Genomic DNA, 23,761 nt, shown 5'->3' on the forward strand with positions numbered 1-23,761 from the left:
AATTATTCTGGATTGTTTTCTTCCAAATCTTCTTTTAATTCTTTTAAATCTTCTAATGGTGCTGGATCTTCATCACTTAATACTTCGTCTTCTTCAGCAACTTCTCGTTCCATTTCATCTGCATTAATCACAATATCGGCGGTATCTGCTGCTTCACTAGCCGCTTTGCGAAAACGATCTGACAAGTCTTCACTTTGTTGTTTCAAGCTGTCAGATAAGTCATCAGCTGCATCTTGCATGTCATCAGCAGTATCGCTTACTTTATCTTTTAAATTGCTGGCTTGTTCTTTTACGACTTCACCAAATTCATTTGTTTTCAAAACAAAATCATCTGTATAATCACTCGCTAAGTCCATAAAATCATCAGCTTTTTTCGCTAAATCATCTCTTAATTCACGCCCTGATTTTGGTGCTAATAAAAGAGCAACGGCTGCAGCGGCTGCACCACCAAGAATCGCACCTGCCCAAAAATGTCCTTTTTTTGCCATAGTAAATCCCTCCAATTTTTATTTAACTGTTTGATTACGTTTTTTGAAAAATTTTAAAGTCGCACTACCCACTTTTCCAGCAACAGTTGCCTTAGCAGTCGTTTTTCCTACATCTGCAAATTTATCTACTAAATGACGACTAGATAAATTCAAATCAGAAACGGTCTCACTTAAATCTGCGACTGCGGTAAATAATGGATCAATTGTTTCAACCTTACCGTTGATATCGTTTAACAACGTATTACTTTTCACCAAAAGCCCTTCAACTTGAACCATCAGCAAATCAACATCTTTTGTTAATACGTCGATCGTATTATTGGCTTCCTTGACGGTGTCGTCAACTTTAGACACGGTACCGGCTACTTGATTTAAAACCTTCACTAAATAAATCACCAATACGACAAACGCCAAAGCTGCGATGATTGCTGCAATTCCTCCTAGACTCATGACATCACCCCTTACTTATTATCCATTATTATACCATTTACTTTAAGATATAAACAAAAAAATCCCCCTTTCATTATTTAGAAAAGGAGACTTCAATTGTTTTACTCTGATTTTTTATTTTCGTTAGGCGCTAATTCTTGACCAAGTTCAATAATGTATTCTCTCAACTTGTCTTTGATTTCTGGATGTTTCAAACCATATTCGATACTAGTAGTCATGAAACCAAATTTATCACCCACATCAAAACGCTTGCCGGTAAATTCTCTAGCAAAAACCCGTTGTGTTTTATTCAAATTATCAATGGCATCAGTTAATTGAATTTCATCACCAGCACCAGGTGCTTGATTTTCTAAAACTTCAAAGATTTCTGGTGTTAACAGATAACGTCCGATTATCGCTAAGTTACTTGGTGCTTCATCAGCTTTTGGTTTTTCTACAAAATTCTTAACATTGTACAAGCCTTTTTCCACTTGTCCTTCAGGATTAATGATTCCATATTTTGAAGTCTCTTCTTGAGGAACCTGCATCACTGCAATTGTTGAAGCATGAGTTGTTTCATAATCATTCATCAACTGTTTGGTTAAAGGAACCTCACTTTCCATCAAGTCATCACCTAACATCACAACAAATGGTTCATTGCCGACAAAAGCTTTGGCTTGCAAGACTGCATGACCTAAACCTTTAGGATGAGATTGACGAATAAAATGTAGATTCACATCGGTAGTTTCTTCCACCAATTTTAAAAGATCTGTTTTGCCTTTTGATTTTAGATTGGTTTCCAATTCGATGTTGGCATCAAAATGATCCTCAATCGGACGTTTGGCTTTTCCTGTAACGATTAAAATGTCTTCAATTCCAGAGCTTAAAGCTTCTTCTACGATAAATTGAATCGTTGGTTTATCAACAATCGGCAACATTTCTTTAGCCATTGCTTTAGTTGCTGGTAAGAATCTTGTTCCTAAACCCGCAGCAGGGATAACTGCTTTTTTTACTTGCATAATGGGGCCTCCTGATAAATTATAGTGTAAATTCATTTTCGAAAGTGCCCTCCCGTGTCATTAAATCGTTACAAGCTTGGCGCACTTCTTTTCCATTGTATAAAACATCATAAATTGTTTCAGTGATAGGCATATCAACGCCTAAGCTTTCTGATAATTCCTTGGCAGCTTTCGTTGTCGAAACACCTTCAACCACCATACCCATATTTTCTAATACTTCATCCAATTTATGGCCTTTACCTAATAGATTACCAGCTCGCCAGTTTCTCGAGTGAACCGATGTTCCAGTCACAATCAAATCACCAACACCGCTTAAACCGATAAAAGTTAATGGATTGGCACCCATTGCCACGCCTAAACGACTGATTTCTGCTAAGCCACGAGTCATAATTGCGGCTTTGGCATTGTCGCCATAATTTAAACCAGCTAAAGCACCAGCACCGATGGCAATAATATTTTTTAATGCCGCGCCAGTTTCAACGCCAACCACATCTGTATTAGTATAAATTCGGAAATAATCATTCATAAATAATTTTTGGACGTATTTCGCTAAGTTTTCTTCGTCACTCGCAGCTGTAATTGTCGTAATATCATGAACCGCTACTTCTTCAGCGTGACTTGGTCCAGATAAAACAACTATTCCTTGACGATTTTCTGGAGCGATTTCTTCTGCTAAAACCTCTGAAATTCGTTTATGACTGCCTTGTTCCAAGCCTTTACTGGCATGGATAATCACTGGTTGATTTTTCACCACTTGATTAAATTCACGAGCAACAACACGAATGGCTTTAGTTGGTACTACAAATAAAACTGCATCCACATCTTTGACGGCATCAGCTAAACTCTTCTCAGCGACAATGCTGTCAGGAATTTTTAGATCTGGTAAATAATGACGGTTCGTGTGATACGTGTTAATCTCATCCATTTGTGCTTGGTTGTCACCCCAAATATGCACATCATGACCATTCTCAGCTAATACTTGCGCCAAGGCAGTCCCCCATGAACCAGGGCCTAAAACGGCAACTTTTTGTTTCACACAAGTTTCCTCCATTCATAATTTTTCTACCCTTATTTTAACATAATCAACTATTTTTATATGAAAGATTGATTAGTCCCTAAGTTTCTGAGATAGGTTTTAGGCTGCATTTTTTTCCTACGATAAATGACTAAAGCAATGCCACCAACAAATAAAACTAATGATAAAATTTGCGATACTCGTAGTTGTGTATCAAAGAAATACAGACTATCTGTGCGTAAACCTTCTACAAAGAAACGTTCAAAACTATACCAGATAACATAACTCAAAAAGATTTCCCCAACCTTAAAAATGTTGGTTTTCTTTCGGATAATAATGATTAAAATAAACCCTAAGAAACACCACAGTGATTCATAAAGAAAAGTTGGTTGACGATATGCACCATCAATGTACATATTATTAATGATAAATTCTGGCAGATGGAGACCTTCTAAGAAACTGCGGGTGGTCTCTCCACCATAAGCTTCATGGTTTAAAAAGTTTCCCCAGCGGCCAATCCCCTGTGCCAAAATCACACCAGGTGCCACCACATCTAAAAAGAGCCAAGAGTTAATAAAATGATGGCGCGTATAAAAGATTAAAAATATCCCAGCAGCCAGCAAACCACCATAAACCGCTAGTCCACCGCCACGGGTATTAAAAATCTGAATCGGGTCTGCCAAATACATCGGTAAATCAAACAACACATAATAAAGACGGGCACCAATAATCGCAATCGGTAACGCAAACAATAAAAAGTTTGAAAAATCATCTGATTTCAAACCGACCCGCGGTGCTTCTCTAGTAGATAACCATAAAGCAATCGCAATTCCCGAAACGATTAAGATTGCATACCAATAAATAGGTAAACCAAATATAGTAAACGCTGTCCGATTTAAATAGCCGTCCATTATTTCTCACCCGAATTTTCATCAATTAATCTTGATAAACGATCTTCAAAGGTTTTAGTTGCATCATAGCCCATATTTTTCGCCCGGAAATTCATCGCAGCTACTTCAATAATAATCGCCACATTTCGTCCAGTTTTTACCGGAATTTTAATCCGTGGTACTTTAACATCAGCAATCTCAACTTCGGTATTATCTGAGCCTAAGCGATCATAAGTTTTGTCTTTTGACCAATTTTCTAAATAAACCACTAATTGAACCGGCATTTCACCACGAACGGCACTTGCACCAAACAAATCCATCACATCAATAATGCCGATGCCACGAATTTCGATTAAATGCTGCAAAATTCCTGGTGGTTCACCGATTAAGTTTAATTCATCTTGTTGATAAACATCCACTCGATCATCAGCAATTAGACGGTGACCACGTTTGACTAATTCTAAGGCAGTTTCACTTTTTCCGATACCGCTATCCCCTTGAATTAATACACCTAGACCATAAACATCGACTAATACGCCGTGAACACTGGTTCTAGCAGCCAAGCGGCCACTTAAAAAACTAGCGATTTCTCCAAGAAGCCGAGAAGTGCCTATTTTTGATTTTAAAACGGGAATATTATGTTCATCGGCTGCTTGAATCATTTCTTTTGATGCTGTTAAATCCCGAGAAATAATAAATGCCGGTGTATCATCTGTACACAGACGACGCATCACCATCAAGCGTTCTTCAGGAATCATTCGCTCAGCGAAAGTAATTTCTTTATTTCCAAATAATTGCAGACGATCATGAGAATAATAACTAAAGTACCCTGTCAACTCCAGACCGGGTCGCGAAATATCACTATTGGTTACGATTCGTTCCAAACTAGCAGCATTACCGGTGACCACTTCTAATGACAAATTGTCTACTAATTCTTTTACTTTTACAGTTTCAGACATTGTTTACCTCTTTTCTACGACTTACTGCTATATTTTATCATTTTATCTTACTCCTTACTAGATTTTGACTGTTTCTAGTGAAAATCTCTAAGTAAATACTCTTTACTACTATTTTTTAATATTTTCCATTGAAGTTATACTACTATATTTTTCTTTTGGACAATTTTTATTTTAAAACAACAAAACATCCGAATTATCTAGAAAGAAGTGATACTTGTAAATTTAAGCACTTCGACCATAAATAATTCGGATATTCTGTTTTTAATTTTTATATTGTTAAACACTTAAAAAGCCCTAGTTAAAATTAAATTATTTAGTCACCATAAAATGTGGGACCATTAATGGCGAACTCCAAAAATCCGTCAACATTATGCCCATCACTTCTGGCGATTCTCGACAGCCTCTTTTAAGCCACTCTTCAAAAATGGTTACGTAAGCGTTAGCCAAAATTTTTCTACGGTAGACTTCCAAATCATCATAATTTGTCTCTACTCCCCAAGCACTGATAGTTCCTTGGCGAGTTTCATTAATTTTATTTGCTAAAAGTTCTTGAAAATTAGTTGCTGAGGTTCCCGGCAGTAAAGCAGTAAAATAAAACTTATGTTTATTCAAGTAAATAAAGTAATCAATATATGGCTCACAATAGTGATTAGTTATTTCTTCAAAAAAAACTCTTTCTCCACGTTTTCGTAGTCGCAACATGATATCAATAAAGCCCGCAATCAATTCATTCGAGATTGTCTCCAGCACATCAAATTTATCCTCAAAATGATTATAAAATGTTGACCGACTGATTTCAGCAATATCAATAATTTGTGGCACTCGAATCTCATAAAAATTTTTTTGATACAACAAACTAATAAAAGCGTCTTGAATCTTCTTTTTGGTTTTATTCATTTTTTGATCCCCCAAAATTTTCTCACTCTGGACAAAACGACAAAAATTGTGTACTTCTGGACACTTGCACGAAAAGTGTTCCAAGCAATTGGAAGCGCTTACGTTACTATTGAATAAAGAAAAAGAAAAGACCCTACAGTAATCATAGCACATTTTGTCCATTTTTTTTAATTTTTAAAAAAAGAAAGGAGATTTTTGACATTTTGGAAAGGAAGGAAAAATAATGAAAAAAAGCATTTATCATGGATGGTTCATCGTTTTAACTTGTATGGTTATCATGGCTTTTGTTTTTGCTCCAAGAATTAATTTAGTCGGCGTTTTTGTACAACCACTTTCAGAGAGTTTTGGTGTCAGTCGAACCGCTGTAACTTTAATGATGACAATTGGAACAATCGTCACTATGCTAGGCGCGTTATTTGTCGCAGGAAAACTATTTCAAAAAGTAAAAATTAAAAAAGTCATGACTGTCGCTATCGTCTTAGAAATTATCGCTTTTATCGGATACGCCTTAGCACCAAATATTTATGTAATTTATTTCTTTGCTGTAATTGGTGGTTTTAATGGTGTCTGTTTAACTAGTATCCCTATCTCAATTTTAATCAATAGTTGGTTTGGGCCAAAGTTACGAGGTCGTGCAATGGGAATTGCTATGTTAGGTAGTGGTTTGGGATCAATGATTTTAAATCCAGTCATGGGTTTCATCATTCAAGAATTTTCTTGGCGTTGGGGTTATGCATTAATTGCTGTTTTAAACTTAATCGTTACGCTACCGTTAATATTATTTACCATCGCTAACAGCCCAGCTGAAAAAAATCTTGAACAAATTGGACAAGTTGAAAATACAGGCACCTCAGCTGTAAATGGTTTAAGTTTCAAACAAGCTAGACATACCTCAATATTTTGGATTATGGCCTTTGCATTTATTCTTTATAGCGCTGTTTCTACTATCTTTAATGCAAATGGTGCGGCTTATTATACAGACATTGGTTTCACGCCAATTTTTGCAGCTTCGCTAATTTCTTTTTCTTCAGCTGCATTATTAGTCGGAAAACTTATCTTAGGCGAAATTTGCGACCGAACAAATGCTTTTACGGGTGCAGCCATTGCTTCAATGGTCATGTTTTTCGGGGTTGTCTTAATTTTGGTAACCTCCAATATTCCATCAATGGGTATTCCGTCAGCAATTGTGTTTGGCTTAGGAAATGCATTGCCAACTGTTACCATCCCTTTATTAACGGCTGAAATGTTTGGTAATCTCGATTACGGTCAAATTGTCAGCAAGTTAAATGTTGCTAGCTCATTTGGTGCTGCTCTGGGCCCTATCCTAGGTTCTTCATTTTATGACATGACTGGTAGCTATAGTTCTGCATGGTATATCGTATTATTTTTGATGGCTGGTATGACAATTATCACCTTAATTGGCAAAACAATGACACAACAAAATGAAAGGAGTCGAACGAATTGAGTAAGATTATGCGCGCAATAGATGCTGTTCAAGTTGTTAAAGATGGCGACACTGTTGCCATTGGAGGATTTGGTCCCTTAGGTTGTCCCGTTCAACTGATTAAATTTCTCTTTGCTAGAAGTGATGCTAAAGATTTACACATCGCTTTAAATGCCCCTAATGGAATGGTTTTACGTCATTTGGAGCGTCTAATCAAAGAAAGAAGCAAAAAACTGACTACTACCTTTATGAGAGGCAGCCAATCTGCGGAAATATTTTTTGATCATCAGCAATTAGACTTGGTCCCCCAAGGAACTTTTGCCGAAAGACTCCGTAGTGCTGGTGCTGGAATTCCAGCTTTTTATACTCCAGTTGGCGTAGGAACAATCGTTGCAGAAGGAAAAGAAACAAAAATATTTGATGGAAAAGAATATTTAATGGAGTATTCGCTACCGGTTGATGTTGGTTTTGTTCGAGCCACTAAAGTCGACCGAGACGGTAACTGCTTTTTAGAAGGCTCCACTAAAAATTTCACCCAGTTGATACCACCTGCGGCTAAATATACGATTGTTGAAGCTGAAAGTATTGTTGAAGTTGGTGAAATTGATCCTGAATTAGTTACTATTTCAGGTATTCATATTGATGCAATCGTAAAGGTAGGTGCTAGAAATGAATAGTAGAACGTTTATTGCATATCGTGTTGCTCAAGGTCTTAAAGATGGAGACATTGTGAACTTAGGCATCGGGATTCCAACCTTAGTACCAAAGTTTATCAGTCAAGATAAAAAAGTCGTTTTCCAAGCTGAAAATGGCATTATCGGCATTGCTGCTGCCACAAATCCACCAACACCCAATGTCTTCGATGCTGGCGGTTCCAGTGCTTCGGTAGCTCCTGGAGGACAACTGATTAATTCAGCAGAATCTTTCGGATTAATACGCTCAGGAAAAGTTGATGTGACCGTTTTAGGTGCTTTGCAAGTAGACTCAAAAGGAAACTTAGCCAATTGGCAGATTCCCGGAAAAATGGTGGTTGGCTATGGTGGAGCAATGGATCTAGTTACGTGTGCAAAAAAAGTAATCATTGCTATGGAACATACAGCGAAAGGGACACCAAAAATTTTAGAAGAATGTGAATTTCCTCTAACTGGTGTTGGCTGTGTCAGCGAAATTATTACAGAATTAGGTGTTTTTGAAGTCACACCAACCGGTCTTGTTTTGACAGAGATGTCCAGTACTACCACCTTGGATGAAATTAAAGAAAAAACTAAAGCAAATTATCAGGTCGCTGAAGATTTGAAGATTAATCAAATTAATTAGGAGGGTATAATAATGACAAGAGAAGCAGTAATCGTTGGATATGGACGTTCACCTGTGGGTAAAGCAGTAAGAGGAACACTCGCTGATGAGCATCCAGTTGAATATGCAGCAGAAGTTTTAAATGGTGTACTAAAAAAAGTTGAAAATTTAGATCCTAGTGAAATTGATGATATTATTGTTGGCTGTGCAATGCCACAAGAATCTCAAGGAATGAATATGGCCCGAGTAATTTCACAAAGAGCTGGTATTCCTGATAGCGTTTCCGCTCAAACAGTCAATCGTTTCTGTTCTTCAGGTCTACAAACAATTGCTACGGGAGCCAATGCTATCATTGCCAATCAGTCAGATATCATCGTGGCTGGTGGTGTAGAGTCTATGTCTTTAGTACCGATGGGCTTTGAATTTGCGGGTATTGATCCCTGGGTAATGGATAACAAACCTGGTGTGTACGCTTCTATGGGCTTAACCGCTGAAAATGTTGCCGTGAAAGATGATGTTAATCGCGAAGATATGGATCAGTTTGCTTTAGAAAGTCATCATAAAGCACAAAAAGCACAGGAAGCTGGTCTATTCAAAAAGGAAATTATTCCTGTTACTTATGGTGATATCGAAGGAAATCCACATATTTTCTCTGATGATGAGTCGATTCGGTATAATTTAACCTTGGATGACTTAGCTGGTTTGGGCCCTGCATTCCAAGAAGATGGTGGTACAGTGACTGCAGGTACTTCATCGCCGTTAAATGACGGTGCTGCATTTGTCATCTTAATGGAACGTTCGGTAGCAGAAGAAAAAGGAATTAAACCAATTGCTAAGTTCATTGGTTTTCAAGTTGCAGGATTAGATGCACTACTGATGGGTGAAGGACCAATCTATGCCATTCCTAAAGTAATGGAACGGACTGGCTTATCTCTAGATGATATGGATATTATTGAATTAAACGAAGCCTTTGGTTCACAATCTTTAGCCTGTATTCGTGAATTAGAATTAGATGTAAATAAAGTGAATCCTCGCGGTGGTGCAATTGCTTTAGGTCACCCGCTAGGAGCAACCGGCGCAATCCTGACCTGTAAAGCATTAAGTTATTTAGAAGACACTGATGGAAAATATGGACTGGTTTCTATGTGCATCGGTGGAGGCATGGGCGCTGCAGGTATTTTCGAAATGATTTAAAGAAGATGAGGTGAATAATGTGAAACGAATTGCAGTAATGGGTACTGGGTCATTAGGTACAATTTTAGGCGCCTTTATCTCTTTGCATAGACAAGTTGACTTAATTGATGTAAACGAAGCTCATGTTAAAGCTTTAAATGAGCATGGTGCAAAAATCACTGGAACGATGGAATTTACTGTTCCTGTCAAAGCTTTCTTACCAGAAGAGCTCACCGGTGAATATGACTTGATTATATTTTTAGTGAAACAAGTATACAATGATTCAGCAATTGCTTCTATTAAAAATCATATCAATGAAAATACGATTATTTTAACTTTACAAAATGGTTTTCCAGAGCCTGCGTTAATTGAAGTATTTGGTGAAAATAGAGTTATTGGGTGTACAGTTGGCTGGGGCGCGACTTGGATTGAACCAGGTGTTTCCGAATTAACTACACCAGAATCAGCTTTAAGCTTTTCGATGGGTCGTTTAAATGGCGAAGTTGATCAGAAAGTCTTAGACTGTAAAACAATTTTAGAAAATATGTGCGAAGTCCATTTGGAGGATAACTTTGCAGGCATGCGTTGGGCAAAATTGTTAGTTAATGCTACTTATAGCGGCTTATCCGCTGCTTTAGGTTGTACTTTTGGTGATGTACTAGATGATCCGATTGCCAGTGTTTATGCTATGTACGTTTGTAATGAATGTATTCGTGTGGGAGATGCCTGGGGAGTTACTAAATATTCAACTGCTCAAGGTGAAAACATGCGTGACACTTTAGGCTTTAAAGATAATCAGGAAAGGTTATTAAAAGCCAATACTTATGAGACTGGTTTCAGACCAGCACAGCTATTAAAAGCTAGCATGTTGCAGGACTTAGAAAAAGGCCGTCCAACTGAAATTCATGCAATCAATGGCATTGTGACATTCTTTGGTAAAAAAGAAAAAATAGCAACCCCTTTTAATGATGAAATCATTCGAATCGTCACTACCGCCGAAGCCAACAAAACAGTTCCAACTATGGAGAATCTTCCAGCTTTAGAAAAAATCTTAGCAAAATATCGCTATTAAAAGAAAAAACTGATGGATAACATAATGATCAATAACGTAAAGTTAATGATCATTATATCCGTCAGTTTTTATTTCTAGCTAAAAAAACGGATAGCTATTACTAGCCATCCGTATATTTATCGATATTTCGTTCTGAGACAATCGCATTGACAATCGCCATCACGACTGCGACTAAAATCGAGGCCCAGAAACTTGAGAAACCGAAGCGAGCTGCTCCTAAAATACTAGAAGTCAGTTGTAACATTCCAGCGCTAATCACAAAACTAAATAATCCAAGAGTTAAAATATTTAGTGGCAGTGATAATAAAACTAACACCGGCTTAACTAAGGCATTTAACAAGGATAGCACGAAACTCGCTATAAGTGCGGTGGTTAAACTAGCCACAAAAACGTGGCTAGGAAATAACACCGTCAGCGAAATAAAGATTAACGTGTTTACGATTAAGCGCTGCAAGTAGGTCATTAAAAGTCGCTCCAGTCATCATCATCAATTTTTTCTGCTTGTTTAGGTTGTTTTGGTTGTTTCTTTTGGTTTGCACCATAATATTGGTTTTGGTGACCATAAGATTGCCCACCGCGTGGTGCTGCTGGGATAATGATCGCCAATAAAATATATAATAAAATTGGTGAACCAATTAATACTAAACTTAAAAATACATAAATGACACGCACAATCGTAGGATCAATCCCGAAAAATTCAGCAATCCCAGCTAAAGTCCCGGTTAAAACTACATTATTACGAGATTTGCGTAATTTCTTATCCATAAAAATCTTCTCCTTCTATCAGTAAACTAAGCGTCATAATCTTTTAAGAAAATGCTCCCAGTTGTCGTTGTTAAATCAATTTGAGTCATCGCATCATCTAAGCGACGGAATTGGAATAGGCGGTTGGTTTTGTCTTTTTTCTCCCGCACAACTTCAACTTCACTTAAGCGTTGATTGATATTTCCAAAACTTGTTTTAGCGATTCCTTCTAAACCGATGTTTGTTGGTAAAGAAACTTTGATGGTTCCGTTCACCGCACTAGCTTTAACTTTGCGCAATGAATCATTTTTAGCGGTTAATTTAATATCGCCGTTGATTAATGAGATGCCGTAATTTTGTACATCTGCTTTCCCAACAATCGTACCATTTACTGTTTCAATAATCGAGTCTAAAATTTCACCATTTTGAATTTCAATGTTGCCGTTAACTCCTTCAATTTCCAACATCGTTGCATTGATTTGTTTGAAGGTGATGTTCCCGTTGGTTGATTTTGCGTAAACATCTTTTGCATTTAATTCCTCTACTGTGAAGTTCCCGTTTAATAGTTTGACTGCCACATGATCGTAAGTCCGATTTGGTAAATAGAAAGTTAATTCAGCATGGACCCGTTTGTTTGGTACTTGGAATGAAATGTGATCATTATCCACTTCAATCTGACTACGTTCCATGAATGATTGAATTGGTGATGCTTCATTCATCTTACCATATAGTTTAATTTTGGCATCAATTTTGATGTCATTATCGTCCCATGATTTAAAGATCACTTTACCGTTAGCTAACTTCACGTCAATCAAGGTTGGTTCAACCTCAGTATATAAAAATTGATGTTCAAATTTTGTTGAAGCGACACCTGGAACTTTGACATTGAAATCTTTCCAGTCAACATTATCTTCTACTGTGTCAGAAATCGTTTTGAAGGTTTTCTTCATTAAACGACCTAGTTGTAAACCAGCATCTCCCAGTTTTTCACCGACTTGAGTAAAGGTTTCAGTCGCTTGTTCTTTTAAGTCTTCTGGAATATCAAAATGACTACGACGAGAACGACGATTTTCTTGTTGGTCTTCGTGAATGCTGTTAAGCATTTCTTTTTGGGCCAGTTCTTGATTGTCCAAGAGAATTAATTGTTCTTCCAACTCTTTAATTTCAGCTTCCAATTCAGCCATCAAACCTTCATCACCTTCGATTAAAATTTCGAAGTCCTGTTTTGTGTGAAGTTCTGATAAAGCTTCCTGTTTGTCAGCTAATAATGATTTCACTTCGCCTTTTTCTTGATTGATTTCATCAATTTTGGCAGAAATTTGGTTGGCTTCAGTCGCTAACTCATCGTAGTATGCTTCTAAGTCTGCTTGAGTTTCCTCTTCAAATTCATCCATCAAATCATCGACTTGATCTTTATGATAAGAATCTACTTGATCGGCTTCTTTTTGAACTTGTGCTTCATCTTTGTCTTTTGCAATATTTTCTAATAATACTAAACCTTCTTCAGTTGTAATGATCCCTTTTTTAACTAAGTCTAAAATACGTTGTCTTTCATTCATAAAAATTGCCTCCTTCAGCAATGTTAAAGTCATTTTGTTTACATCCTTATTATGCAACGCTTCGCAAATTTTGTCATAGGACTTAAGGCCGAACTTTGACTAAGACTTTGATAAATTAAACAAAAAAAGAAACTCAAGATAATTATCTCAAGTTTCTTCTATTATATACTTAAAAAATTAGTCTCCTCCGGCAGCAATTTTTGCACGGTTATAAATCGCATCTTTTTCCTTTAAGTCGGCTAAATCTGCGATATCTTCGCCTTTAGAATGGAATTTATCAGTAATTCCCAATGCTTGAAATACTGCTTGTTTATAAGCAATTTCCGCATTCCACTCGACAGTGTCTAATATTGATAAAGCTTTATGAATTGCCATCATTCCAGTATCACCAGTCGCATTAATTAATACACCATGGCTGTCCAACAACAACATATGTGGAACTGGTAAATCATTTTCCTTGATATAAGAGCTAGTAATTTCAGCTAGTTCTTCCGAACAGTTGGGCGCAAACTTCATTACAGGAACTGGTCCCACCTTTTGAGTAGCTTCAGTCAGATTAGGCATAGGTAAGCCACTTGTCGCCCAAAACATTGCATTTGGTGCATGAGAATGTAAAACAGCTTTAATCTTTGGATTAGAATCGTAAACTGCCTGATGCATATTGATTTCTCTCGTCAAGCTACCAACACCATTGACTACTTCTCTTGTATCAGGATCCACAACTAAGATTTGAGCCGCTGATAATTCTCCTAAGTAAGCTTCTGACATCATTGTTGGTGTCATAATAATAAAATCTTTTCCATTATCATCTGTAGCTAAAAAAGAGAAATTTCCACCAGCCACATTTGTATTTTTTCTAGTAAAAATTAATTTAACGATTTTTGCCAAATCTTCTCTTTCTCTTTCAAACAACATACGTCCATCTGACATTTATAATTCCTCCATTATTTTTTTCTAAGTAGATTACCTGATTGAAGTGCTGTTTTTGCAGCTTCTCGCACAGCTTCAGATTCTTCCAATTTTTTCTTACGTTTTTCATCGTATTCTTTAAATAAAATCGGACTCCCATATTTATAGATATACACTGCTAGTCCAATCACAATAAGATTTAATAGCACTTGTTTAGTAGCCATTGCAGTAAGGAAAAGAACAACTGCTAAAAAAAGCAATCCATACCACTTCATTTTTTCTCTTTCAATTTGCTTCACAATTCTCTCTCCTTACTTCAATCCTGATTATTCTGTTGTGGTACTGACATTTAATTTGGTATCTTTTCCACTTTCTTCGTAGCGTTTACTTGGGATGGCAACTTTATTCATATATTTATAAAGCAGTACAAACAATCCTAGGAAGATGATTACACCCGCTATGGCAATTGGATTTAAATTAAATGCTTCGGCAAAAAAGATTCTAAACTCTGGACCTTCTATTGATGACCAAGTAATCGATTGTCCTTCACGGAATCCTTCTACCGCTCCAGTTGATTCAGCCAAACCAGTAAGAATTGGTGCAAGATAAGTCGCTGCATATAAATAGATCGGTAATGAAATAACGCCTAAAACCAACATCCGTAAAAGATTACCACCAGTTAGTAAAAGACCACCGACAGCAATTGCATAGTTAATAATACCTGCCAATGGCAATACTTCATTTCCAGGAAGAATGATGGCGTAACCGATAAATACAGGAACTAACAAGATTGCTGTTACCCAAATTTCAGAACGACCTGCCAAAATTGGCCAATCCAATCCGATATACACCTCTCTATCTTTAAATTTACGTTTCATAAATTCCGACATTGCATCTGCTAAAGGAGACAAAGATTGCATAAACATTTTTGAAATCATTGGAAATAGCGCCATTGCTGTAGCGACTTGAATCGCCAAATTTAATGAACCAGATACACCGTAAGCAGCCGCTAAACCAAGACCTAAACCAATGATGAATCCCATAACAGAGTTCTCAGAAAAAATACCCAACTTAGATTTTAAAGCATTGGTATCTGAACGTTTATTAAAGAAAGGAATCTTATCCATCAACATATTAAAAGGCAACAATAAGACTGCTGAAGAAGTCATAAAATGTGTCACTGTTACTAAAGGAATACCAGTTAAATCTTGAATATGACGTTGGAACATATCTCCTAACTTCAACTCTAAAACAACTTGAACAATCGCTGTAATAAATCCAGCTACTAAGTTTCCTGACACATAATAAACTAAATAAGCAGTTAAGGCTTTACCCCAAACGTTCCACATATCTACGTTCAAAGTTTTTGTAAGATTTAACACCAATAGTAAAAAATTTACACCAATCGTCACTGCAAAAAAGACAAAAGCATAAGTCCAAGACCAAGTAATACTTGCAGCTCCCGTCCAACCTAAGTCAAGTGCCGGTAGGCTAATACCAGTATTTGTAGCTAGTGCTTCTGATGCAGGACTTACCGCATTTGACATAAAAGCAATTACCATCGACATCCCAGTAAAAGCGATACCCAATGTAATAGCTGACATAAAGGCTTTTTTGATTTTCATTCCAGCCAGTAAACCTAATACTAAAATAATCAGTGGGACAAAAATTGCCGAACCTAATCCTAAAATGTAATTAATAATATCTTGAAATATCTGCACATTCGTTACCCCCTTATTTTTTTATTTAATTAGAGCTAGTATTTCATTGTAGACATCCGCATCACCCATACCTGTTAAGAAAGGAATACCAGGGAAAACTTTTACGCCTAATTCCTCTGCTTTTGTCAATACATCTTCATCTGGTTGGGCAACATACACATAAATCCCGGCAGAAGGTAGTTCATTTTGAATCGATTTGTAATCCACTGCTTCCACTGGGAAATCAATACCATCATCCTCAAATTTGCTAGCAATTTTACTAGCAATTGTTTGACTTGTTGCTACTCCACTACCACATGCTACGATTAATTTTCTCTTCATTGTTTCTTCCTCCTATATATTATTAAATATTTTCTACAAATAATTGATAAACCGATTCTGGACAATTTGCATTTTGGTAAGCTTCAACAAAAGTCTCATCCATAAATAAATTCATAAAGGCTTGAAGCAAGCCAACTTGATTTTTACCATCTTTGATACCTAAGAAAAATAAATTTTTGACCTTCATTTCTTGGCTGTCTCCCATTTGACGACATTGAACATCTTCATTTAATCGACAAATAAATACAAAAGGCTTTTTTACATACTCAGGATCAGCATGTGGTAAACCAATATTTAAATGCTGTGTAATTAAACCTGTTGGAAATTTTTGTTCACGTTTGGTAATGCCTGTTAAGTAATCATCATTAACCATTCCGTTTTCTTTAAGCAGATCTGCTACTTGACTAAAAGCTTCTTCTTCAGATGCTGCAGAAATCTCCAAATCAATGAGAGCCGGATCAAACATTTCTTTATAGTCCATTACAATACCTCCATTTTGAAATAATTTGAAAAACATTGTTAATCTTTTGTGACATAATGTTTAACTTTGTTTGCAAAACAATCATATTACAAAAAAATCTTCCTGTCAACGCTTTCTTAAAACAAAGTTTAACAAATTTACAAGTGTTAACGCTTGAAAATAATAATAATAGCGACTATAATGAACTTGAACATTAATGTTGAACAAACATGAACAACATAAAACAAATAAAGGAGGTACTTGTTCTATGCTAAAACAAGAACGACAAGAAAAACTCTTAGATCTAATTCAAAAACACACTTATCTTTCAATAGTTGAAATCGCTTCACGTTTAGATGTTTCCGAAATGACGATTCGTCGTGATATCACTGAATTGGCAAAACAGAAAAAACTGACTAAATTATATGGAGGTGCTCAAAAGCTAGATATTCTTGATAAAGAATTGTCTACTGATGAAAAAATCCAAACCAATGTAGCGCAAAAAAAATACATTGGAAAAATCATTAATAGTTTAATCCCAGATCATTCGATTATATTTGTTGGTGCTGGTACAACCATTTACTATGCCTTACCAGAAATTCAGCGAAAAGATTTATTCGTTATTACAAATAGCCTAATCGCCTTTACTTATTTGAAAGAAAATACAAATTATCGAATTTTGTTAACTGGAGGAGAATTTTCCCATACAACTGAGGAATTCATAGGTGAAGTAGCTGTCCGTTCCTTTGATAATTTAAATATTGACTTAGCTTTTGCTGCTACTAATGGTATCTTTGACAACAATGTCACAACCGCTCAATTTGATGAAGGAAATGTCCAAAATGCTGCGTTTAAAAAAGCAAAAACAACCTGTATTGTTGCTGACAGTTCAAAGCTAGGTGTGTCAGATATTTATACCTTCACACGTTTAAGTGATCACGACTACTTAATTACGGATGATGGTATTTCCGATGAATTAGTAGCGCATTATAGTGATTACACGAAAGTTTTGAAGGAGGAAATTCAATGATTTTAACTATTACCATGAATCCTTCAATGGATTTTGCTTATTTTATTGACCACTTTAATGTGGGTAAAATGAATCGTTTTGAATCCCCTACAAAATCAGTTGGCGGAAAAGGTGTTAATGCAGGGCGAACAGCAGCAATTTCAGGGTCAAAAGTTTTATTAACTGGTTTTTTAGGTGGCGATTTTGGCTCCTTAGTGAACAAATATTTACTTCAAGAAAATCTGTTTGAATTGGATATGCTGCAAGCTAAAGGAGAAACACGCAACGCCATAACAATCATGCATGATAACCATACCCACACAGAAATTGTCGAAAGTGGACCAAAAATTTCTGATGATGAAACTTCGATCTTAATGGAAAAAATTATGCAAAAAAATAAACAAAAAAAAATCAATCTAGTTTGTATTTCTGGGTCGGTCAATTCAGACAATCCACAACTTTACTTACAAATGCTAAACTATATCCGAGAAAATATTGATGCTGATATCCCAGTTTTTATGGATGTTTCAGGAGTTCAGCTAACGTCTTTATTGAAAAGTGAAAACTATAAGCCAAATTTTATCAAACCCAATGTTCATGAATTAAGTGAAATTTTAGATAAAAAAATCGAAACAAAAGAACAGGCACGAGGTGAATTAAACCACCCTTATTTTGCTGGTATTCAATACATTATGATTTCTTGTGGCAGTGAGGGTGCCCTTTGTAAAGTGAATAACGATTTTTATGATATTGAAATTCCTAAAATCGATATTACCAATACAACCGGATCAGGAGATGCTTCAGTTGGTGGTTTTGCTCACGCAATCGAGCAAAATTTTAAATTGGAGGATGCTTTAAAATATTCGATGGCTTGTGGCATGTCTAATGCACAACATGGCGAAGTTGGCGTAATCGATGTTAATGATGTTAAAAAGTTCATCAAAATGATTACAGTAAAAAAACTATAACTATTATTTTTTCAGTAAACATATAGCGACCCTCAAAAGTTAGACCAAAATGCTAACTTTTGAGGGTCGCTTTATCATGTTATCAAAAAAGATCCTTAGCTATATTTTAGCTAAGAATCCTAGATTATTAAAAATTTTCATTTCGATTCGAATTTAATTCAGTAATTTTACCGGTTGCTAAGTAAACAATCCACTCACAGATATTGGTCACATAGTCGCCAACCCGTTCCAAGTAACCAGCCACGTGTAAATAATCGGTTCCACTAATAATCGTTTCTGAATCTTTTTCCATTGTATTGGTGGTCATGTCATAGATTTTTTGGAAGTAATCATTGATAGTTTCGTCCATCTTCGCAATCATACGAGCATCTTTTTCGTCAGTTTTTACGTAAGCAACTAGCACGTTGTCTACCATTTTTTTCACGTAATCAGACATTTCGTTGATTTCTTTTTCGACTTCTAAAATTCGTGGCAAGCCTTTTAGTCGGATCGTTGATTTGGCGATTGACACCGCGTGATCAGCCATTCTTTCTAAGTCAGAACTCGCTTTCATAATCGTAATAATCGTTCTCAAATCCGTGGTAACCGGTTGTTGTAAGGCAATCATTTCGAAGCTTTTCTTTTCTAATTTGACTTCCATCTCATTGATTTCAATATCATGATCAATGACTTCTTGGGCCAATGCTTTGTTATGATCAATATAAGATCGCACCGATTTATGGACGGCACTAGAAACCATCATCCCCATCTCGTAAAATTGGTTATGCAAGTTTAATAAATCTTCTTCAAATTGTGTTCGTAACATTTTTTTCCCTCCACTAAGGTGCTCTCTGTCTCGTCTTTAGCCAAATTTACCAGAAATATAATCCTCTGTTTCTTGTTTTGCTGGATCTAAAAAGATTTTTTTCGTTTTATCAAATTCAATTAACTCACCTTGCAAGAAAAAGGCAGTCTTGTCAGAAATACGTGAAGCCTGACTCATATTGTGGGTCACAATAATAATTGTATAGTTTTCTTTTAATTCTAACAGCATATTTTCGATTTTCCCAGTCGAAACTGGATCTAGCGCACTAGTAGGTTCATCTAATAAAATGATTTCAGGATTTACTGCCAAAACACGGGCGATACATACCCGTTGTTGCTGCCCACCAGATAAAGACAAAGCACTCTCATGAAGTTTGTCTTTCACATCTTCCCAAACCGATGCTGCTCGCAAACTTTCTTCAACTTTTTGGTCTAAGACTTGTTTATCCTTTTCCCCTTTTAATTTCAATCCGTAAATAACATTTTCATAAATTGAGAAAGGAAATGGATTAGGCTGTTGGAAAACCATTCCGATTTCTTTTCGTAACTCGACAGTATCTGTCTTCGGACTGTAAATATCGCGGTTTTTATAATCAACGCTTCCTGTGATTGTCACACCCGGAATTAAATCATTCATCCGATTTAAACAACGTAGATAAGTTGATTTACCACAACCTGATGGACCAATCATAGCAGTAATTTCATTTTTATTAAAGGATAAATCAATGCCTTTCAAGGCTTCTTTTTCACCATAATAAAGATGCAAATCTTTTGAAGTAATAATTTTGTCAGCCATATTTTGTCGTCTACTCCATTTCAAGGTATTAAATTTCTTGCCAGAAATTTAGTTTTATTTTCCGTACGACTACCATTCTACTAAGGCTAAATTCGCCAAGTAGAACTGGCAACTCCATTTCAAGGTATTAAATTTCTCAGCACACTCTTCTAACCAAAATGGCCAGATACATAATCTTCGGTGGCTTGAATTTTTGGTCGGGTAAAGATTTTAGTCGTCTTGTCATACTCGATGGCATGTCCCAAGTAAAAGAAAGAAGTGTAGTCACTGATCCGTGCGGCTTGTTGCATATTGTGGGTCACGATAATGATGGTGTAGTCTTCTTTTAATTGTACCAAAGTTTCTTCCACTGTCCCGGTCGAGATCGGGTCTAAGGCCGAAGCCGGTTCATCTAGTAATAAGATGTCAGGTTTCATAGCAATTGCTCTGGCGATACATAATCTTTGCTGTTGTCCACCAGATAAGGCTAAGGCACTTTTATCCAAGTTATCTTTGACTTGGTCCCACAATGCTGCTTGTTTTAAGCTGGTTTCGACCATTTCTTCTAATTTATGCTTATCTTTTTCACCGTGTTGTTTCAAGGCAAAAGTAATGTTGTCACGGATCGATTTACTAAATGGATTTGGTCGTTGAAATACCATGCCGATTCTTTTGCGCATTTCGTAAACATCAATGTTATCGGCATTGATATTGACATCTTTGTACATAATTTTTCCAGTTACATGAGCTGCGGCAATGCCATCATTCATCCGATTTAAAGAGCGTAAATAAGTTGATTTACCACAACCGGAAGGACCGATTAGCGCGGTAATCTTATTTTTTTCAAATTCCAGATCAATTCCTTTAATCGCTTCGTTGTTACCGTAAAACACATGTAAATCTTCTGTATGCAAAGCAATTTCACCAGGCATGCTGATAATATTGCGTTCATCCCAATTATAATCTTTCATTATGTTGCTCCTTATGCTGAAGTCATCTTTTTGTGAAGTCGTTTGCCGATTGCGCGGGCACCAAAGTTGAATAATAAAACAGCGATAATCAATACGGCAGAAGCTCCGGCTGAAACAGCTGATCCATCTGGCATTGTACCTTCTGTATTAATTTTCCAAATGTGTACCGCCAATGTTTCCGCTTGACGGAAAATACTAATCGGACTTGAAACACTTAATGGGTTCCAGTTTGAAAAGTCTAAAGCTGGTGCACTTTGTCCAGCAGTATAAATCAAAGCCGCCGCTTCCCCAAATATCCGACCAGAACTTAAAATAATCCCAGTTAGAATCCCCGGTGAAGCATCAGGTACAACAATCTTTGTTACGGTTTCCCAACGTGACAAACCTAAAGCCAAACCTGCTTCTCGTTGAGTATAGTGAATCGCCCGCAAAGATTCTTCGATATTTCTAGTTAATAACGGTAGGTTGAACAGCGTTAACGCTAAAGCCCCTGATAAAATCGAGAAGCCATAGCCAAATTGAATAACAAAAATCAAGAAACCGAACAAACCAACTACTACTGAAGGTAACGAACTTAAAATTTCAATTGATGTCCGAATGACATTCGTGATCCAGTTTTTCTTGGCGTACTCAGATAAATAAATCCCAGCACCTAAAGAAATTGGAAAACTAATCACCATGGTAACCAATAATAAATAGATTGAGTTAAATAATTGAATCCCAATCCCGCCACCGGCTTCATAAGCTTTTGACGGTGAAGTCAAGAAGCTTAGTGAGATATTCGGTAAGCCTCGAACTAAGATATATAATAGTAGGAAAGCCAAAATACAAACGATTAGGCCAGAAATAAAATAAAGGACTCCCGTCGCAATTTTGTCTGCGCGTTTTGCTTTATCCATTTGTTATTTCCCCCTTTTTTCCAATGTAGCGAATCAAAATATTAAAGACTAATGACATGAATAATAGAATCAATGCCAATGACCATAAGACATTATTTTCAACAGTACCCATAATAGTATTTCCGATACCCATAGTTAAGATTGAAGTTAAAGTTGAAGCTGGGGTAATTAAACTTGTTGGCATCAATGCGGCATTCCCGATGACCATTTGAATAGCCAAAGCTTCACCGAAAGCTCGCGCCATACCGAAAACAACAGCTGTTAAAATCCCAGGAATCGCTGCCCGCAACACCACTTTATAAATGGTTTGCCAACGTGTCGCTCCTAAAGCTAGAGAAGCTTCACGATAATATCGTGGCACTGATTTTAACGTATCGACGGTCATTGTGGTAACTGTTGGTAAAATCATTACAAACAAGACGAAGGTTCCAGATAAAATCCCAAAACCAGTCCCACCAAATACTGAACGAATCATTGGAACAATTACTGATAAACCAATAAAACCGTATACTACTGAAGGAATTCCTACTAATAGTTCAATGACTGGTTGTAAAAAGCGTTGACCTTTATTAGGTGAAATCTCAGTCATAAATACAGCCGCACCAATCGCAAATGGTGTTGCCACAATCGCCGACATGAAAGTAACGACAAAAGAGCCGACAATCATGGGTAAAGCCCCTACCATTGGTTTGCCATCAGGACCAGTGGCACTTGGATTCCAATCAGTTCCAAATAAGAAATCCATTACGTTTATTTTATCTACAAAAAATGTTGCTAAACCTTTGCTGGCAACAAAATAAAAAATCGCTGCTACCACAAAAACAATTAGTGCAATACAAGCAAAACTAATCAGGCGCCCCCGTTGTTCAATTCTTGCACGTTTAGATTTTGTTGTGAGTGCTTTTTTCACATCTTCATTATTCATTTCTTTACTCCCTCAAAAAAAATAATCTAACACCGCTATTTTACAAGGCGAAAATCAATTTCTCTTTAACCTTCTATGTTGTTTTTGTAACAATTGTAAATTTTGTGTAAATATGTAAATAAATAAAAAATCCAGTGAAATTTCATTCACTGGAAATCATTTTTATAATTCAGTTGTATCGCCGGCGGCATTGCGTTCGACTTTCATTTGAGAAATCGAAATATAACCTAATTTTGAAACAATCGTTTCTTGAACATGCTCAGAAACCATATAATCAAGAAATTCTTTGGTTAATTTTGTTGGTTCACCTTTAGTATACATATGTTCATACGCCCAGATTTTCCAAGCATTATTCGCCACATTTTCATCCGTTGGTTCAACATTATCAATACTTAATGTTTGCACATCATCTGTCACATAAGAAAAAGCAGTATAGCTGATTGCGCCTGGTGTATCTGTAACAATTTGTCGCACCATGCCGCTGGAATCTTGTTCTTGTGCTTGAATCGCAGTTTGTCCATCCAATACCCATTTTTCAAAAGTCGAACGGGTTCCACTTCCAGATGCACGGTTTAAAATGACAATCTCTTGATCCTTGCCGCCAACATCCTTCCAGTTCGTGATTTCACCTAAAAAGATTTTACGTAAATTATTTAGACTGATATTTTTTACGCCAACTTTTTTATTTACAATGGGTGTGATACCTACTACCGCTACCCGATGATCAACTAATTTAGAGGCATCGATGCCATCTTTTTCTTCAGCAAACAAATCTGAATTCCCAATATCGACCGCACCAGATTGGACTTGGCTCAGACCAGTCCCACTTCCTCCCCCTTGAACATTGATAAATTCGCCGGGATGATCGTTTTGATATTCATCAGCAACTGTTTCTACAAGCGGTTGTAACGCCGAAGATCCCACCGCTGTAATCGATTCTCCGCGGTCAATCCATTTTGCACAACCAGATAATATAAGGACTGTACCTAATAAAATAGGCAGTAACCATTTTTTCAT

The 23,761-nt window shown here is 36.6% G+C and carries 28 protein-coding genes; 7 read left to right on the forward strand and 21 right to left on the reverse strand.

The genetic code is table 11. The features are described from left to right. Positions 1 to 2: 2 nt before the first annotated feature. From ID741_RS01570 to ID741_RS01600, 7 genes are all read right to left on the reverse strand, one after another. A complete protein-coding gene (locus ID741_RS01570; protein ID WP_218324226.1) occupies positions 3 to 488 on the reverse strand; it encodes a YtxH domain-containing protein in 486 nt (161 codons plus the stop codon). A gap of 18 nt (positions 489 to 506) precedes the next feature. Then, positions 507 to 935 carry a DUF948 domain-containing protein gene (locus tag ID741_RS01575; protein WP_218324225.1) on the reverse strand — a complete coding sequence of 143 codons (429 nt, stop codon included), beginning with the start codon at positions 933 to 935 and terminating at the stop codon, positions 507 to 509. A 101-nt stretch (positions 936 to 1,036) separates the two neighbouring features. Continuing rightward, on the reverse strand, positions 1,037 to 1,933 hold the full coding sequence (gene galU, locus ID741_RS01580) for a UTP--glucose-1-phosphate uridylyltransferase GalU (protein WP_218324224.1): 897 nt from the start codon (positions 1,931 to 1,933) through the stop codon (positions 1,037 to 1,039). Positions 1,934 to 1,952: 19 nt separating this feature from the next. After that, positions 1,953 to 2,969, reverse strand: coding sequence for an NAD(P)H-dependent glycerol-3-phosphate dehydrogenase (locus ID741_RS01585; RefSeq protein ID WP_343214696.1), 1,017 nt, complete (start codon positions 2,967 to 2,969; stop codon positions 1,953 to 1,955). Between the two features lie 56 nt (positions 2,970 to 3,025). Next, complete coding sequence (gene lgt / locus ID741_RS01590) at positions 3,026 to 3,859, reverse strand: prolipoprotein diacylglyceryl transferase (protein WP_218324222.1); 834 nt, start codon at positions 3,857 to 3,859, stop codon at positions 3,026 to 3,028. Beyond that, complete coding sequence (gene hprK / locus ID741_RS01595; protein ID WP_438718855.1) at positions 3,859 to 4,797, reverse strand: HPr(Ser) kinase/phosphatase; 939 nt, start codon at positions 4,795 to 4,797, stop codon at positions 3,859 to 3,861. The genes lgt and hprK overlap by 1 nt, the downstream gene beginning before the upstream one ends. Positions 4,798 to 5,106: 309 nt before the next feature. Next, positions 5,107 to 5,694, reverse strand: coding sequence for a TetR/AcrR family transcriptional regulator (locus tag ID741_RS01600; RefSeq protein ID WP_438718856.1), 588 nt, complete (start codon positions 5,692 to 5,694; stop codon positions 5,107 to 5,109). A 223-nt stretch (positions 5,695 to 5,917) separates the two neighbouring features. Between ID741_RS01600 and ID741_RS01605 the strand changes: the two genes are divergently transcribed. The 5 genes from ID741_RS01605 to ID741_RS01625 are packed head-to-tail and all read left to right on the forward strand — an operon-like array spanning position 5,918 to position 10,679. After that, positions 5,918 to 7,159: an MFS transporter gene (locus ID741_RS01605; RefSeq protein WP_438718857.1), complete on the forward strand. Its 1,242-nt coding sequence runs from the start codon at positions 5,918 to 5,920 to the stop codon at positions 7,157 to 7,159. Next, the gene (locus ID741_RS01610; RefSeq protein WP_218324218.1) at positions 7,156 to 7,815 is read left to right on the forward strand and encodes a CoA transferase subunit A; all 660 of its coding nucleotides are present in this window, start codon (positions 7,156 to 7,158) and stop codon (positions 7,813 to 7,815) included. Before ID741_RS01605 ends, ID741_RS01610 begins: the two co-directional genes overlap by 4 nt. Continuing rightward, positions 7,808 to 8,455, forward strand: a complete 648-nt coding sequence (locus tag ID741_RS01615) for a 3-oxoacid CoA-transferase subunit B (protein WP_218324217.1) — start codon at positions 7,808 to 7,810, stop codon at positions 8,453 to 8,455. The genes ID741_RS01610 and ID741_RS01615 overlap by 8 nt, the downstream gene beginning before the upstream one ends. Positions 8,456 to 8,467: 12 nt before the next feature. After that, complete coding sequence (locus tag ID741_RS01620; protein WP_438718858.1) at positions 8,468 to 9,628, forward strand: thiolase family protein; 1,161 nt, start codon at positions 8,468 to 8,470, stop codon at positions 9,626 to 9,628. Between the two features lie 19 nt (positions 9,629 to 9,647). Next, positions 9,648 to 10,679 carry a ketopantoate reductase family protein gene (locus tag ID741_RS01625; protein ID WP_218324215.1) on the forward strand — a complete coding sequence of 344 codons (1,032 nt, stop codon included), beginning with the start codon at positions 9,648 to 9,650 and terminating at the stop codon, positions 10,677 to 10,679. A 100-nt stretch (positions 10,680 to 10,779) separates the two neighbouring features. Here the strand turns inward: ID741_RS01625 and ID741_RS01630 are convergent, their stop codons facing one another. From ID741_RS01630 to ID741_RS01665, 8 genes are all read right to left on the reverse strand, one after another. After that, positions 10,780 to 11,142 (reverse strand): phage holin family protein, encoded by a 363-nt coding sequence (locus ID741_RS01630; RefSeq protein WP_218324214.1) that lies wholly within the window; start codon positions 11,140 to 11,142, stop codon positions 10,780 to 10,782. Then, positions 11,142 to 11,444, reverse strand: a complete 303-nt coding sequence (locus tag ID741_RS01635; RefSeq protein ID WP_438718859.1) for a PspC domain-containing protein — start codon at positions 11,442 to 11,444, stop codon at positions 11,142 to 11,144. Before ID741_RS01635 ends, ID741_RS01630 begins: the two co-directional genes overlap by 1 nt. 26 nt (positions 11,445 to 11,470) lie before the next feature. Then, the gene (gene liaX, locus ID741_RS01640) at positions 11,471 to 12,982 is read right to left on the reverse strand and encodes a daptomycin-sensing surface protein LiaX (RefSeq protein ID WP_438718860.1); all 1,512 of its coding nucleotides are present in this window, start codon (positions 12,980 to 12,982) and stop codon (positions 11,471 to 11,473) included. Between the two features lie 177 nt (positions 12,983 to 13,159). Then, on the reverse strand, positions 13,160 to 13,912 hold the full coding sequence (locus tag ID741_RS01645; RefSeq protein WP_438718861.1) for a class II aldolase/adducin family protein: 753 nt from the start codon (positions 13,910 to 13,912) through the stop codon (positions 13,160 to 13,162). 14 nt (positions 13,913 to 13,926) lie between these two features. After that, the gene (locus ID741_RS01650; protein WP_343214695.1) at positions 13,927 to 14,190 is read right to left on the reverse strand and encodes a hypothetical protein; all 264 of its coding nucleotides are present in this window, start codon (positions 14,188 to 14,190) and stop codon (positions 13,927 to 13,929) included. 27 nt (positions 14,191 to 14,217) lie between these two features. Then, complete coding sequence (locus ID741_RS01655) at positions 14,218 to 15,612, reverse strand: PTS galactitol transporter subunit IIC (RefSeq protein WP_218324210.1); 1,395 nt, start codon at positions 15,610 to 15,612, stop codon at positions 14,218 to 14,220. Positions 15,613 to 15,633: 21 nt separating this feature from the next. After that, positions 15,634 to 15,933, reverse strand: coding sequence for a PTS sugar transporter subunit IIB (locus ID741_RS01660; RefSeq protein ID WP_218324209.1), 300 nt, complete (start codon positions 15,931 to 15,933; stop codon positions 15,634 to 15,636). Positions 15,934 to 15,955: 22 nt separating this feature from the next. Continuing rightward, positions 15,956 to 16,414, reverse strand: coding sequence for a PTS sugar transporter subunit IIA (locus ID741_RS01665; RefSeq protein ID WP_438718862.1), 459 nt, complete (start codon positions 16,412 to 16,414; stop codon positions 15,956 to 15,958). Positions 16,415 to 16,661: 247 nt separating this feature from the next. On the opposite strand from ID741_RS01665, the gene ID741_RS01670 reads away from it, so the two are divergent. Then, positions 16,662 to 17,423 (forward strand): DeoR/GlpR family DNA-binding transcription regulator, encoded by a 762-nt coding sequence (locus ID741_RS01670; RefSeq protein WP_218324207.1) that lies wholly within the window; start codon positions 16,662 to 16,664, stop codon positions 17,421 to 17,423. Further along, positions 17,420 to 18,370: a 1-phosphofructokinase family hexose kinase gene (locus tag ID741_RS01675; RefSeq protein ID WP_218324206.1), complete on the forward strand. Its 951-nt coding sequence runs from the start codon at positions 17,420 to 17,422 to the stop codon at positions 18,368 to 18,370. The genes ID741_RS01670 and ID741_RS01675 overlap by 4 nt, the downstream gene beginning before the upstream one ends. A 127-nt stretch (positions 18,371 to 18,497) precedes the next feature. Here the strand turns inward: ID741_RS01675 and phoU are convergent, their stop codons facing one another. The 6 genes from phoU to ID741_RS01705 all read right to left on the reverse strand — a co-directional run bounded on the left by phoU (position 18,498) and on the right by ID741_RS01705 (position 23,761). Then, entirely contained in the window at positions 18,498 to 19,175 is a 678-nt protein-coding gene (phoU, locus tag ID741_RS01680) for a phosphate signaling complex protein PhoU (protein ID WP_218324204.1), read from the reverse strand. Between the two features lie 36 nt (positions 19,176 to 19,211). Continuing rightward, positions 19,212 to 19,970 carry a phosphate ABC transporter ATP-binding protein PstB gene (gene pstB, locus ID741_RS01685; RefSeq protein ID WP_438718864.1) on the reverse strand — a complete coding sequence of 253 codons (759 nt, stop codon included), beginning with the start codon at positions 19,968 to 19,970 and terminating at the stop codon, positions 19,212 to 19,214. A 149-nt stretch (positions 19,971 to 20,119) separates the two neighbouring features. Beyond that, positions 20,120 to 20,920 (reverse strand): phosphate ABC transporter ATP-binding protein PstB, encoded by an 801-nt coding sequence (pstB, locus tag ID741_RS01690; protein ID WP_438718865.1) that lies wholly within the window; start codon positions 20,918 to 20,920, stop codon positions 20,120 to 20,122. A gap of 11 nt (positions 20,921 to 20,931) precedes the next feature. Further along, positions 20,932 to 21,819: a phosphate ABC transporter permease PstA gene (gene pstA / locus ID741_RS01695; protein ID WP_218324201.1), complete on the reverse strand. Its 888-nt coding sequence runs from the start codon at positions 21,817 to 21,819 to the stop codon at positions 20,932 to 20,934. After that, positions 21,812 to 22,744: a phosphate ABC transporter permease subunit PstC gene (gene pstC, locus ID741_RS01700; RefSeq protein ID WP_218324200.1), complete on the reverse strand. Its 933-nt coding sequence runs from the start codon at positions 22,742 to 22,744 to the stop codon at positions 21,812 to 21,814. Before pstC ends, pstA begins: the two co-directional genes overlap by 8 nt. Positions 22,745 to 22,906: 162 nt before the next feature. After that, entirely contained in the window at positions 22,907 to 23,761 is an 855-nt protein-coding gene (locus ID741_RS01705; protein WP_438718866.1) for a phosphate ABC transporter substrate-binding protein PstS, read from the reverse strand.

It is taken from the genome of Enterococcus sp. AZ103, from assembly GCF_051714685.1.
Taxonomy (GTDB): Bacteria; Bacillota; Bacilli; order Lactobacillales; family Enterococcaceae; genus Enterococcus_A; species Enterococcus_A alishanensis.